The organism is Micromonospora eburnea, from assembly GCF_900090225.1.
GTDB classification, from domain to species: Bacteria; Actinomycetota; Actinomycetes; order Mycobacteriales; family Micromonosporaceae; genus Micromonospora; species Micromonospora eburnea.
In genome coordinates this window covers 4,832,113-4,845,879 of the sequence record NZ_FMHY01000002.1, presented here as the reverse complement: position 1 = coordinate 4,845,879, position 13,767 = coordinate 4,832,113, and the positions used below count along the sequence as shown (strand labels likewise).

Annotated in this window: 6 protein-coding genes; all 6 read left to right on the top strand. The window is 71.1% G+C overall.

Translation table 11 applies throughout. The features are described 5' to 3' along the window. The first annotated feature begins 2 nt into the window (after window positions 1-2). The gene (locus tag GA0070604_RS20920; RefSeq protein ID WP_091121052.1) at window positions 3-1,310 is read left to right on the top strand and encodes a DegT/DnrJ/EryC1/StrS aminotransferase family protein; all 1,308 of its coding nucleotides are present in this window, start codon (window positions 3-5) and stop codon (window positions 1,308-1,310) included. Next, window positions 1,307-2,221, top strand: coding sequence for a radical SAM protein (locus GA0070604_RS20915; protein WP_091121048.1), 915 nt, complete (start codon window positions 1,307-1,309; stop codon window positions 2,219-2,221). Before GA0070604_RS20920 ends, GA0070604_RS20915 begins: the two co-directional genes overlap by 4 nt. Next, a complete protein-coding gene (locus GA0070604_RS20910; protein WP_167363544.1) occupies window positions 2,214-3,272 on the top strand; it encodes a glycosyltransferase in 1,059 nt (352 codons plus the stop codon). Before GA0070604_RS20915 ends, GA0070604_RS20910 begins: the two co-directional genes overlap by 8 nt. A gap of 85 nt (window positions 3,273-3,357) precedes the next feature. After that, window positions 3,358-4,851 carry an amino acid adenylation domain-containing protein gene (locus GA0070604_RS20905; protein WP_091121042.1) on the top strand — a complete coding sequence of 498 codons (1,494 nt, stop codon included), beginning with the start codon at window positions 3,358-3,360 and terminating at the stop codon, window positions 4,849-4,851. A 74-nt stretch (window positions 4,852-4,925) separates the two neighbouring features. Continuing rightward, window positions 4,926-8,369: a condensation domain-containing protein gene (locus tag GA0070604_RS20900; protein ID WP_167363543.1), complete on the top strand. Its 3,444-nt coding sequence runs from the start codon at window positions 4,926-4,928 to the stop codon at window positions 8,367-8,369. Between the two features lies 1 nt (window position 8,370). After that, window positions 8,371-13,734, top strand: a complete 5,364-nt coding sequence (locus tag GA0070604_RS20895) for a type I polyketide synthase (protein ID WP_091121035.1) — start codon at window positions 8,371-8,373, stop codon at window positions 13,732-13,734. Window positions 13,735-13,767: the final 33 nt, after the last annotated feature.

Sequence of the window (13,767 nt, the reverse complement as noted above, 5' to 3'; positions counted from 1 at the left end):
TCATGACGATCGTCGGTACCTCACCCCTCGCGCTCTTCGGTGGCACCCCGGTTCATGACACCTCCTGGCCCACGTGGCCGCAGGCGACGGAGTCGACGCTGCGCATGCTCCAGGAGGCTGCGACGTCGGGCCGCTGGGCGGTCAGCGGCGCCTACACGGGTACGCCCCCCTTCGAACAGCGGTTCGCCCGCGCCTTCGCGGACTACCACGGCGTCCCGTACGCGGTGCCCTGCACCAACGGCTCGTCCGGGCTCACCATCGCGATGGAGGCCCTCGGCATCGGCCCCGGCACCGAGGTCATCGTCCCCGGCCTGACCTGGGTGGCGTGCGCTTCGGCGGCAGCCAGCCTCGGCGCGGTGCCGATCCTGGTGGACGTGGACCCGGACACCCTCAGCATTTCCGTGGAGGCGGCCCGGTCCGCGATCACCGAACGGACCCGGGCGATCCTCGTCGTCCACGCCTACTGCTCGGCTGCGGACGTGGACGGGTTCCTCAAGCTCTCCGAGGAGACCGGCATCCCCCTGATCGAGGACTGCTCCCAGGCACACGGCGCCGAGTGGCGCGGCCGGAAGGTCGGCACCTTCGGCACCATCGGTGTGTTCAGCCTCCAGCAGACCAAGGTCATCACCAGCGGCGAGGGCGGCATCACCATCACCTCCGACGCTCAGCTCTACGACCACCTCCAGCAGTTCCGGGCCAACGGCCGGCGATACACCGCCAATCCCGTGGTCGGCCAGCTCGACATCGAGGAGGTCGGCGCGGTCGAGGGCCACAACTACTCGATGTCCGAGTTCCACGCGGCCGTCGCGCTCAGCCAGCTGGAGCTCTTCGACGAGCAGCAGCGGTTGCGTGCCCGCAACGGGGCGCTGCTGGAGAAGCTGCTCGCCGAGATCCCCGGTGTCGCCACCCTGCCGGTGCCTGAGGGTCTGACGGCACGCACCTACTACGACTTCGTGATCAGGCTGAACCCGGAGGTGCTGGGCCCCTTCCCGGTGACCCGGGTGGTGGACGCGCTCACCGCCGAGTTGAACGTCTTCTTCGAGACGCTCGACACGCCACTGAACGCGAACCCGCTCTACGTGCCGCTGAAGTCGCCGCGTCTGCCGCGTGCCGAGGAGGAACGGCGGCTGTTCCTGCCGAGCCGGTTCGACCTGCCGGCCGCCACCGCCGCCTACCACAGCTGCGTCGCGTTCCTGCACCACGCGCTGCTCGGCACCGAGGACGACGTGCGCGCGATCGCCGAGGCGGTGGCCAAGGTGACGGAGAACCTGGACCACCTGCGTACCGACGCCGGGGGCAGTCGGTCATGACCCTCGAGGTCAAGGACGGCCGGGTGATCAATCCCGAGGGCCTGGAGGTCAACGTGACCTTCCACTGCAACATGCGGTGCACCTCGTGCAGTCATCTCGCGCCTCTGTACCGAAGGCAGAACATCGACCCGGCGCGCCTGCGCGCGGACCTGCGTCTCCTCGCCGAGAGCTACCACGCCTCGTACGTGAAGCTTCTCGGCGGGGAGCCGCTCCTCCACCCCGACCTGCTCGGGGTGATCGAGGCGGTCCGATCCAGCGGCGTCTCCGACTCGGTGCTGGTGTGCACCAACGGGACGCTGCTGCACCGTGCGCCGGAGGAGTTCTGGGAGGCGGTCGACACCGTGGAGATGTCGATCTACCCGAGTCGCCCGCTGAGCGAGGAACAACTCGGCGTCTTCCGGGAGCGGGCACGGCAGCACGGCGTGGACCTGCTGATCAACCATTACACCCACTTCCGTGTCGCCTACTCCGAGCGCGGCACGGACGATGATGGGCTCGTCCGGGACATCTTCGACACCTGCAAGCTGGCCCACGTGTGGTTGTCGCACACCCTGCACGACGGCTGGCTGTACCGATGCCCCCAGAGCGTGGTGCTGGCCGAGCAACTGGCGGACGTCTCCTGGGACCGTACGGTCGACGGGATCGAGATCCAGGGCGGACCCGGCTTCGTCTCCTCGCTCGCGGAGTTCCTGAACGGGACGAAGCCACTGCGGGCCTGTCGCAACTGCCTGGGCAGCGTCGGCCGGATCCACCCGCATGCCGAGGTGCCGCGCCGCTCATGGCGGCAGACGCTGCCCACCGAGGACGTGCTCGATCGAGAGTTCCTGGCCCTGGCCCGGGAGGACATCACCATCGACGACGGTTGCGTGGTGGAAGAGGAACACGTCGCGTGGGCGGCCGCCGATGAATGAGATCCCGCAGGACGACGGGGGCGTTACCGTCATCACCCTGACCCGCCGCCGGCCGGACCTGGTGCGACGGGCGATCCGATCGGTGCGGGAGCAGCGCACCGCCCACCCGGTGCGGCACCTGGTGCTGATCGACGACTGCCCCGCCACGCGGGACGCGCTCGACGCGGCTCAGCCCGCCGGCACTGAGGTGCTGTACATGCCGCGGGAGTACTGGGAGGTGTCAGGGCCGGGCCGCTCCTCGAAGCTGCGCAACTTCGGCGTCCGGCGCGCCACCGATCGGTGGATCGCGTTCCTGGACGACGACAACGAGTGGACGCCTGACCACCTGGACACTCTGATCACGTGTGCCGTCGAGACCGGTGCGCGCGCCGTTCACAGTCACGTTCAGCTGCTCAACCGCGATGGGACTCCGTATCTGGAACCTCGGTGGCCGTGGGCGCAGAACCCGGACGACGCGGCCGAGATCTACCGCGACTACGTCGCCAAGGGAATCGTGACACCGGGGTCGAACATCGTCGGCGACCGTCCCGGATTCCACGACGAACCGGCCGACACGAGTTCCTGGCTGCTCGACCGGCGCCTCCTCCTCGAGGTCACGTTCGCCGAGGAGTTCAGCTCCAGTGACGCCGAGAACCTGATCGGCGAGGACGACAAGCTGTTCTGGGCATTGATTGATCGCGGAGAGTCCATCGAGTGCTCTCGCCGCCCGACCCTGCGGTACTACCTGGGCGGCTACTCGAACAGCCCGACCGGTAAGACCGACGAGACGTTCTCGTGGGCCACCGGGCAGGCGACGGCAGCGGCTGAGGCTGAGGAGGCCGGGGTGTCACCCGAGGACGATGCGTTGGCAAAGATGCTCGGCATCGCCGAGCGGATCTTCGGCCAGCCGGTCGAGCCCACGGCGAACTTCTTCGACCTGGGCGGAACCTCGCTCGCCGCGATCCGGCTGATCACCCTCCTCGAGGCTGAGGGCTGGAGCGTGACCGTCGAGGACGTGTTCGACCTGCCCGACATGCTGGCGTTGGCCCGGAGTGCCGCACGGAAGGCATAGGCGGAGCATCCCGGCCACATCAACGGATCGGCCGCCGCTGAACCGATGCCGATCCTCCCGTCGAGAGAACGAGGGCTCTGAGACCATGCCTGACGAGACAACGCCGGGCGTCATGCCGTGGCCCCTGGCCGCGATCGCCGAGCAGGCCCGGACGCGGCCGGATGCGATCGCCGCCGAGGATACGAACGGCGTCACCACGTACGGCGAGTTGTGGGCTCGGGCCGGGGAGGTGGCCGCCATGCTGGCGGGACTCCCGGGCCCGATCGTGGCGATCGCGACCGAGCGAGGCACGCCGTTCCTGGCCGGTGCGCTCGGCGCCTGGCGGGCGGGACGTGCGTACGTCCCGCTCGACCTGCTCAACCCACCGGCCAGGCTGCGGCGCATCGTGGCGGACGCCCGCCCGGCCGCCGTGCTCGTCTCCGGGAGCGACCAGGGCATCGGCGCCACGCTGGGGCTCAAGGAACTGACCGTCCCGGAGTCGGCCCAGGCGGTGGACCGGCCGGACCTGCTCGAGCCGCCGGCGGAGGACGACCCGCCCGCCTACGTCCTCTACACCTCCGGAACCACCGGTGCGCCCAAGGGAGTGGTGGTCGGCCACGCCTCCCTCGGCAACCTGATCCGCTGGTTGGCCGACACCTACTCGATCGACGCCGCGGACCGCTCGCTGCACGTGTGCAGCCTGGGTTTCGACGTCTCGGTGTTCGAGACATGGCCGTACCTGGCCCTCGGCGGCACGGTGGTCACCTGCACGGACGCGGACCGGATCCGCCCCGAGGCGGTGGCCGCACAGGTGGAACGGGACCGGTGCACCACGTTGTTCCTGCCGACCGGTCTCGCCACCCACACACTCGCCGACGGGCTGGTGCCCGCCAACCTGCGGATCCTGTTCTTCGGCGGTGATCGGATGGTGCTTCCGGTTCCGCTCCCGGCGCGGCCGCTGCTGGTCAATGTGTACGGTCCCACCGAGGCGACGGTGGCGACCACGACACACACGCTCACCACCGGTGCGGCAGGCGAGTCGCCACCCATCGGGCGCCCGATCGGCGGCGTCGAGGTCCGGGTCTGTGACAGCGCCGGCCGCGAGGTGCCCGCTGGCGCGAAGGGCGAGCTGTACGTGACCGGGGCCGCACTGGCCCACGGGTACCTGGGCAACGCGGAGCTGACTCGGCAGCGCTTCGTGACGCTCCCGGACGTGCCCGGCCGCTGGTATCGCACCGGCGACCTGGTCGCCTGGGAAGACGACGTGCTGATCTTCCACGGGCGGATCGACCGGGAGCAGCTGAAGGTGCGTGGTGTCCGGGTGGAGGCCGGCGACATCGAGGCCGCCCTGCTCGCCCATGAGCAGGTGCACGCCGCTGCGGTGGCAGTGGTCGGTTCGGATTCCGAGCGGCAGGTGGTCGCCGTGCTGGTGTTCGACGGCGACCAGGTCTCCCCGCGTGCGTTGCGCCGGCATCTCCTGGACAGCCTTCCGTCGTACCTGATCCCGGACCGGTTCGTCGCTGTTGACGAAATGCCGTTGACCGCCAACGGGAAGCTCGACCGAGCGCAGGTCGCGGTCCTGGCCGCCCGGCAGTCCTAGCGGCACCACGCAGCCGCCCTCGACGAAACGGAGTAATACGGATGGCGGGCCGCCCGCACGAATCGCCCGATACGGTGTCACTCGACGACCTCTGGTGGGAGGCGGCCGGGCCGCCGGAGAGCGCGGAGGACGAGGCCGAAGGCTTCATTACCCTGGGCGGGCAGTCCCTGGCTGCCGCCCGGTTCGTGGCTGCGGCGCGGGAGCAGCTGGGCCTGAAGATCCCGTTGACCGATCTGCTGCGGGACAACCTGTCCCTCGCCGAGGTCCGGCGGCGTGCGGTGCCCGTACGAATCCCGGCTTCCGCCGGGGGCCACCGGGCGCGCACCTCCTCCCCGCTGGCCCCGAGCCAGCACCGCCTGTGGGTGCTGAGCCGGCTGCATCCCGAGTCGGCCGCCTACAACGTGGTCGTCTCACTGCGCCTGCGCGGCCGTGTCGACGTCGCCGCGCTGCGTGCCGCGCTCTCCGACGTGGTGCGCCGGCACGACGCGCTGCGGGCGAGCGTGACCGATGGCCCGGCGCTCCGGTACGACGATGACGCCCAGGTGGAGTGGGAGATCGAGGAGACGGGAGACGGGCCGACCGAGCCGGAGGTGGAACGGTTCGTCCACCGGTTGTCGGCCGTCACCATCCCGATGGACCGGGCGCCGATGCTGCGAGCAGCGCTGTTGCACGGGCCCGGCGCGGCTGACGGATGTCTGGTGCTGGTGATGCATCACATCGTCTCCGACCAAGCCACGATGGACATCGTCCTGGCCGACCTCGCCGCCGCGTACACCGCCCGGTCGGCCGGTGCGGAGCCCGGGTTCGGGCCGGCACCCAGCTTCGCCGAGCACGCCGAGACGGAGACCCGGCTGGTGGGCGGTGCTGCCTGGCGGGCCGACCTGCGCTACTGGCGGGAGCTTCTCGCCGGCGCGACGGAGAGCACCAGGCTGCCGCTGGCCCACACGGTGGCTCCCTCACTGCGAGGGGCGGACCACGACGTGTCGCTGGGCCCCGAGCAGGCCCGGCGGGTCGAGCTGTTCCTGCGTACGCACGCGCTGACACCGGCGGTGCTCTTCCTGGGCTGCCTCGCCGTCGTGTTGACCCGGTGGAGCGGGGCGGAACAGGTGGTGCTCGGCATGCCGGTCAGCCGCAGACGTACGGCCGAGGACCACCGGCTGGTGGGCTTCCTGGTGGAGACCACCCCGCTGCTGCTGGAGGTGGGCCGCCGGTCCGACCTGCTCGACGTGCTGCACCACGTACGTGATCGCCACCTCGGCGCGGTCGCTCACGCCACCCCCACCTTCGACGCCGTGGTCGGTGAGCTGGACCTTTCCTCGCGGACGCTGGCCAACCCCTTGTTCCAGGTGTGGTTCAACGACCTCACCCAGGGCGCCCCGCCGCCGCAGCTACCCGGCGTCGAGGTGAGCACGCAGCGGGTGTCCGGGATGGCGGCCCTGTTCGACATCAACCTCTACCTCCACCGGGACGCGGACGGGTTCCGGCTGCAGCTGATCCGTGCCGCGGACCGGGTCCGGCCGGAGGTGGCGCGGGAGCTCCTCGACCAGTGTCTGCTCGTGCTCGATCAGGTGCTGACCGACGCCTCCGCGCCACCGGACGCGGTTTCGCTTGTCACCTCGGCGCGGCGGGCACTGTCACCGTTGCGCGTGACCGACCCGGCGCCGCGCCCCGGCGATGACGGGAGGTGGTCGCCCGCGCGGGCGCTACGCGGCGACGGAGACCAGACCGCCTTGCTCACGGCCGAGGGCCGCATCACGTACGGCGAGCTCGACGCCGCCTCCGAGCGACTGCACGCCGGATTGACCGCTGCGGGTGTCACGCCGGGTCAGGTGGTCGAGATTCGCGGCCGTCGTACCGCCGGCCTGGCGACAGCACTGCTCGCCGGCTGGCGAGCCGGCGCGGTGACCGCCCTGACCGACGCGTCGCTGCCCGATGCGCGCCTGGCACAGCAGCAGGAGTTGCTTCGGCCGGCCGCGGTGATCGACGTGCCGCCGGCGGCCGCATCGATTCCGGAGGTTCGAGCCGGTGCGCCGGACCCGCGGACGCTGCCCGGTGCGAGTCACGTGCTGTTCACCTCGGGCAGCGGAGGACGCCCGGCCGGTGTGGTGGTGGGTCCGGAACCGCTCGGCTCGGCGTTCTCCTGGTACCTGGCGGCCTTCCAGCCGACGGCCGCGGACCGGTTCGTGCTCGTCGGCGGGCTCGGGCACGACCCGATACTGCGCGACCTGCTCATCCCGCTGTACGTGGGCGCGAGCGTGGCGGTACCCCGGGAAGACGTGCTCGCCGACCCGGCCGCACTGTTGCGGTTCATCGCCGATCACCGGATCACCGTCCTGCACGCCACCCCCGCGTTGCTGGAATTGCTGGTCGCCGCGTACCACGCCGCGCCCGAGACGCGGCTGGACACGTTGCGGCTCGTCATCAGCGGAGGCGCTCCGCTCACGGCCGGGCTGGTCCGGCGGTTGCGGAAGCTGACCTCCGCCGCCGTGGTCAACGCCTACGGCACCACGGAGACACCACAGGTGACGGCCTGCCATCAGGTGCTGAAGCGCGGCGAGCCGGCGGAGCAAGGTCTGGCGCACTGGCCGGACGACGCGGTGCTGCCGCACGGGCGGGGCGTGGCGGGCAACGAACTGCTGGTGTGGACCGGCGGCGACCGGGACGCCGGGACAGGCGAGCCAGGAGAGATCGTCGTCGCCGGACCAGGGATCGCCGCGGGGTACCTGGACGACAGCGGCCCGGCAGACCGCTTCTTTCCCGGACCGGGCGGCCGGCCCGCCTTCCGGACGGGTGACGTGGGCCGGATCGGCCCGGACGGCACGGTCGAGTTCGTCGGCCGGCGGGACCGTCAGATCGACATCGACGGCCACCGGCTCGACCTGGCCGAGGTGGAGGCCGCAGCACTGCGCGCGAGCGCGGTGGCCCAGGCCGTCGCGGGAACCACCGAGACGGTGACCGGAACGGTTCTGGCACTGCAGGTCGTCCCCGAGCCGGGTCGCACGGTGGATTCCCAGGCTCTCCGGTCGTACCTGTCGTCGTTGCTGCCACGGTACGCCGTGCCGGCGGTGATCGACGTCCGGCGGCGTCTCGCCACCAGTGCCAACCACAAGGTGGTGTTCAGCGACACGCGGGTGCCGCCCGCGAACGGCGGTGACCGCAGCCCGCAGTCGGACCGGCGCGGTGCCGACACCGGCACGGAGCGCTGGCTGATCGACCTGATCGCCGACGTCATCGGCCGCCGGATCGGCCTCGACGAGCACTTCTTCGAGGCCGGTCTCACCTCCATCAAACTGCTGCAGCTGCACACGTTGCTGGCCGACGCGATACCGGACCCACCTCCGGCAACCGCGTTCTTCGAACATCCGACGGCACGGGAGATCGCCGCGCTGCTCGCGAAGGCGGGCGGGAACGGCAGTCCCGCGTCACTCCTGAGCCCTTCGCCGCAGTCGACTCGCGCCACCGACCGCCGGCGGGCCGTCCGAGCCCAGTTGAACCACGAGCGGGAAGGAACGTCCTGACATGGATGATGAACTGGAGCTCATCGCGGTGATCGGCCTGGCCGGGCGGTTTCCCGGAGCCCACGACGTGGAGCAGTTCTGGGAGAACCTGAGCGCCGGGCGGGAGTGCGTCCGCCAGCGATCGGACGAAGAGTTGCTGGCCGCCGGCGTTCCCCGTTCCGCGCTCGACGATCCCGCGTATGTGCGGGCCATCGCCGAGGCACCGGACCTGGACATGTTCGACGCGGCGCTGTTCGGGATGACGGCTCGTGAGGCGCGGACCAGCGACCCGCAGCTTCGGCTCTTCCTGGAGACCGCGCACGCCGCGGTGGAGAACGCGGGCTACGACCCGGCCACGCTGACGGACGTCGGCGTCTTCAGCGCCGCGGGCACCAACCGGTACGTCGACCTCTATCTGCGCCCGCATCCGGAGACGGCCCGGGGCATCACCGGGCTGGCCATCGGCACCTGGAACAACATCGGATCGCTGGCCACCATGGTGTCGTACAAGCTGGACTTCACCGGGCCCGCCATGAGCGTGCAGACCGCCTGTTCCAGCTCTCTGGTCGCCGTGCATCAGGCGATCGCCGCGATCCGAAACGGCGAGTGCGATGTGGCGCTGGCCGGCGGCGTCGAGGTGGAGTTGCCGCCCGGTCACGGGTACCGGTGGGCCGCAGACGGCCCGTTCAGCCGTGACGGGCACTGCCGGCCGTTCGACGAGGCGGCCAGCGGCACGATCTTCGGCAGCGGCTGCGGTGTCGTAGTGTTCAAGAGACTCTCCCAGGCTCTGGCCGACGGCGACGCCGTCCGGGCCGTGGTTCGGGCCACGGCCGTCAACAACGATGGAGCCCACAAGGTCGGCTTCACCGCCCCGGGCGTCACCGGCCAGACAAACGTGATTCTGGAAGCGATGACGATGGCCGGGGCGGACGTGAACCACGTCGGTCTGGTCGAGGCACACGCCACCGGGACGGTGTTGGGCGACCCGATCGAGGTGGCCGCTCTGGTGTCGGCCTATCGCAGGCTCGGGCACCCCGGCGGCGCAACCGTGGCCCTCGCCTCGGCCAAGGCCAATGTCGGCCATCTGGGGCACGCGGCGGGCGTCACCTCGTTCATCCGTGCCGTCCTGAGCCTCGAGCGGGAACAGATCACGCCCACGGTGAACGTGACGACCGTCAACCCGAAGCTGAACCTGGACGGTTCACCCTTCTACCTGCCGCGTGATCTCACCCCATGGCCCCGCCGAACGGGGCAGCCCCGGCTCGCCGCGGTCAGCTCCTTCGGCATCGGCGGCACCAATGCGCACGCCGTGCTGGAGGAGGCGCCCCTTCGCGCCGCCGAGCCCGCGGTGTCCCGGCCCCGACTGCTGGTGTGGTCGGCGGCCACCGCCTCCGCCCGGGACGTCCAGCGGGAGCGGCTCACGAACTACTTCGCCCAGAACGGTGAGCGGACCTTCGGCGCGGCCGTGGCCACCCTCCAGCACGGTCGCCACGCCTACCCGCATCGGGCCGCGCTGGTGGCCGGCAGCGCCGCCGAGGCGGTCTCCGGGCTCAGCACGGAGAATTCGGACGCCGTCGTGAGCGGTGACGCGAGCCGCCGGGACGTCGCCTTCCTCTTCCCCGGGCAGGGCTCCCAGCACGTCGGCATGGCGCACGACCTGTACGAGCAGGAGCCGCACTTCGCCGACGTGCTCGACGAGACGCTGCACCTGTTCTCAGCCGCCGGAGTCGACGTCGGGGAGGTGTGGCGTACCGGCGGTGACGCCGAGCTCGCGGACACGACTGCCGCCCAGCCGCTCTTGTTCGCGGTCGAGTACGCGCTCGCACAGCTGTGGCGGTCCTGGGGCATCGTGCCGGACCGGCTTCTCGGGCACAGCATCGGCGAGCTCACCGCGGCCGCCGTAGCCGACGTGGTCCGTCTCTCCGACGCGATCGAGCTGGTCGCGGCGCGGGCCCGTGCGATGAGCCGGATGCCGGCCGGCGGCATGCTCGCGGTCGCCTCCACCGCCGCCGAGGTCGCCGACCTGCTGGCCCCGGGGGTACAGGTGGCGGCGATGAACGGGCCACGGCAGACCGTGCTGGCCGGCCCGCACGAGGCACTGGCCCGCACCGTCGTCTCGCTACGGGAACGAGGACTACGCAGTCGTGAGGTCCGGACCTCGCATGCCTTCCACACCGAGGCCATGCGGCCGGCGGCCGACGAGTTCCGGTCCGCTTTCCGGGACGTCGAGCTCCGCGCACCTCGAATCCCGATTATCTCGGCCGCCACCGGCGTGCTGATGAGCGACGACGAGGCGAGGGATCCGGCGTTCTGGGCCGATCAGCTGATCCGGCCGGTGCTGTTCGGTCCCGCGCTGGAGCAGCTCCTCGCCCAGGGCCCGCAGTTGTTGGTCGAAGTCGGCCCGGGCCAGGCGTTGACCTCGTTGAGCCGTGCCCTGGCCGACGGTGGCCATCGTGCGGTGGCGTCACTGCCGCCCCGGCGTTCCAATCCCGGCGGGGATCAGATCGCGGTTCTGCGGGGTCTCGCCACGGTCTGGGCCGACGGGCACGACGTCGACTGGCATGCGGTCGAGCCGTCCCGTCCTGTCACCCGTGTGCCGTTGCCGGTGTACCCGTACCAGCGCGAGCGGTTCTGGGCCGATCCGCCGGAGACGGCAGCCGAGCCCGCAGCGCCGCAGCCGTCCGCTCCCGCGAGCGCCCCGACCGCAGACGTATCCACGACCGTTGAGCCGATGGAGGCACAGTTGGCCGCCGAAACCCGTGTGGACGAGTCGCCGTTCTCGGTGCCCTGCTGGGTCGAGTCCCCGAGGCAGACCACCGCCGGTGGTGGCGAACAGTTGAGCGCGCTGCTGCTGGCCGAGGACGACCGGGCACGCGAGCTGACGACGGCCCTGCAACGGGCAGGTATCCGGGTGCTGCCGGTCCCGGCCGGCCCGACGGCGGGCGTCGGGGAGCGGTCGTTTCACGTGCCCCTCCGTCGCGTGGGCGAGCTGGCCGGCATCCTGCGTGACGTCGCGGCATCCGGACGGCGTCCGATCATGGTGCTGTACGCCTGGAGTCTCACGGAAGAGGCCGCCGTCCGCTCGGATCCGGATGCCCTTCAACGTCCCTACGGCCTGCTGCACGAGGTGGGGCGGCTCGTGTCCCGGACGTCCGCCCTGGCCGACGGTGGCCATGTCGTCGTGCTGACCGAGCACGCTGTCGACGTCAGCGGATCTGAGCCGGTGCGTCCCGAGAACGCCCTGTTGCCTCCGCTGGCCAGGACGATGGCGGACGAGGACGGGCGGCTCACCGTGCGCCTGATCGACGTCGGGCGCAGGGTCGACGCCGACGACCTCGCCCGGGAACTCGCGCATCGGGCCGGCCCGCCGGTCGTCGCGCTGCGCGGCGAACTCCGCTGGGTGCCCGGCGAGCGACGGCTGAACGTAACGTCCGGGCCGTCACCGGCGATCCGCCGCAACGGCGTCTACCTGGTGACCGGCGGCTGTGGGGGACTCGGCATCGAGGTCGCCCGGGGTATCGCCCGGACCGGTCAGCAGCCTGTGCTCGTCCTCGTGGGAAGGACCGGATCGGTGCCCGGTCACATCCTCGACGAACTCGGCGCACTCGGAGCGACGGTGCAGGCGCACGCCTGCGACGTCACCGACGAGGCGGCGCTCGGCCACCTGATCGACGAGGTGACCGCCCAATGGGGTCCGGTCAACGGCGTGCTGCACCTGGCCGGCCGGACCGGTTCGGGCATGGTCCAGTTCACCGGCCCGCAGGACGGCACGGCGACCTTCGCGCCCAAGATCACGGGTGTTCTGAACCTGGAGAAGGTCTTCACCGGTCGCCGGCGGCTGGACTTCTTCGTCTGCTTTTCGAGCCGCGCCGCGCTTGAGGGACAGGTCGGGGGAGCGGACTACGCCGCGGCCAATGCCTATCTGGACGCCTTCGTCCGGGATACGTCGATCCCCGCGGATCGCCTGCTCAGCATCGACTGGCCGGCTTGGCGTGGGGTGGGTATGGCAGCGGGCGGGCTGCTGTCCGGTTCCTCCGGCCGGTCGACGGTCGCCCGGCGGTGGCAAACCGTGTTGAGCGCGGAGAACGACCCGGTGACCGACGAGCATCGGCTGGGCACGGTGCCGGTGGTGCCGGGTACCCGGCATCTCGACCTCGTCATCGAGGCGTTCCGCGCCGTGTTCCTCGACGGGGCGGAGGAGCCGGTCCAGCTGAACGATGTCGTGTTCCAGCGTGCCCTGGAGCTGACCTCACCGCGTCGGGTGGAGGTCGCCTTCAGCCCCGACAGCGAGAACTGGGCCTTCTCGGTTTCGTCAGCGCCGCTGACCACCTCGTCACCCACCGAGGTGCAGACCCACGTCCGGGGGCGGATCGCCCAGTGGATGCCGAGCGGCACCGGCGAGCCCCGCCGGGTCGCCATGGACGAGCTGTACGCAGAGCTGTCCGAACACCGTGCCCTGCCACCGTTCGGCAGCGACCGGCAGGCGTTCACACTGGGCCCGCGCTGGCGTACCTACCACCAGGTCCGGTCCGACCCGGCCGGTGACAACCAACTGCTGACCCTGGCGCTGCCGGATGAGTACCAGCACGAGGCCGCCCGGCACGCGGTGCATCCGACGCTGATGGACGCCGCCACCACCTCCGTACGCGACCTGGACAAGGACGACATCCACGTGCCGTTCATGTACCGGTCGATGACGGTGCACGGCCGGCTCTCCGGCCGCGTCCTCAGCCACCTCCGCCGGCGGCCGGACGCGCCGGCCAACAGCATCGTGGCGGACCTCGACGTCCTCGACGAGGCCGGAACCGTGCTCGTCGAGGTCCGGGGTTTCACCATGCGCCGGACCGCCGACCCGAGCGCGCTGGTGTCGTCGCGTCCCGCCGAGGACGACGTGGAAAGCGTCGGCATCTCGCCCGAGACCGGCGTCGACCTGCTGATGACGTTGTTGTCGGCACGCACGCCCCGGCAGGTGGCGGTCCGGCGGTTTCGCGGCGATCGTCCGGAACCGCTGTCCGCCGACGCCGTGGTGGTGGCGCCGCGAACGGAGCCCCGGGCAGCGAAGCCGGCGCCGGCTTCCCGGCCAGTCGTGGCGGAACCGGTCGCACCGCAGTCTCCGCCCGAGCCGCAGATTGCCGCGCCGGTGGTGGCCGCGAAGCAGGCCGACCTCACCGACCAGGTCCGCGAACTGTGGACGACGGCGCTCGGCGTCGCCGATCTCACCGATGACCAGGAATACTTCGACCTGGGCGGCGATTCGCTCACCGCGGTGGAGTTGATATCCCAGGTCCGGGACCGGTTCGGCATCGACCTGAGCATCGGGGCCATCTTTGACTACCCGACCCTCGGCAGCTTCACCGAGGAACTGCGACGGCTGGGCGCCGCGTGACGACGGCGAGTCATCTTCTCCGCCTCGGCGCGA

Coding starts and splice junctions, on each gene's coding strand:
- GA0070604_RS20920 (WP_091121052.1), top strand. CDS start 3: ATGACGATCGTCGGTACCTCACCCCTCGCGCTCTTCGGTGGCACCCCG.
- GA0070604_RS20915 (WP_091121048.1), top strand. CDS start 1,307: ATGACCCTCGAGGTCAAGGACGGCCGGGTGATCAATCCCGAGGGCCTG.
- GA0070604_RS20910 (WP_167363544.1), top strand. CDS start 2,214: ATGAATGAGATCCCGCAGGACGACGGGGGCGTTACCGTCATCACCCTG.
- GA0070604_RS20905 (WP_091121042.1), top strand. CDS start 3,358: ATGCCTGACGAGACAACGCCGGGCGTCATGCCGTGGCCCCTGGCCGCG.
- GA0070604_RS20895 (WP_091121035.1), top strand. CDS start 8,371: ATGGATGATGAACTGGAGCTCATCGCGGTGATCGGCCTGGCCGGGCGG.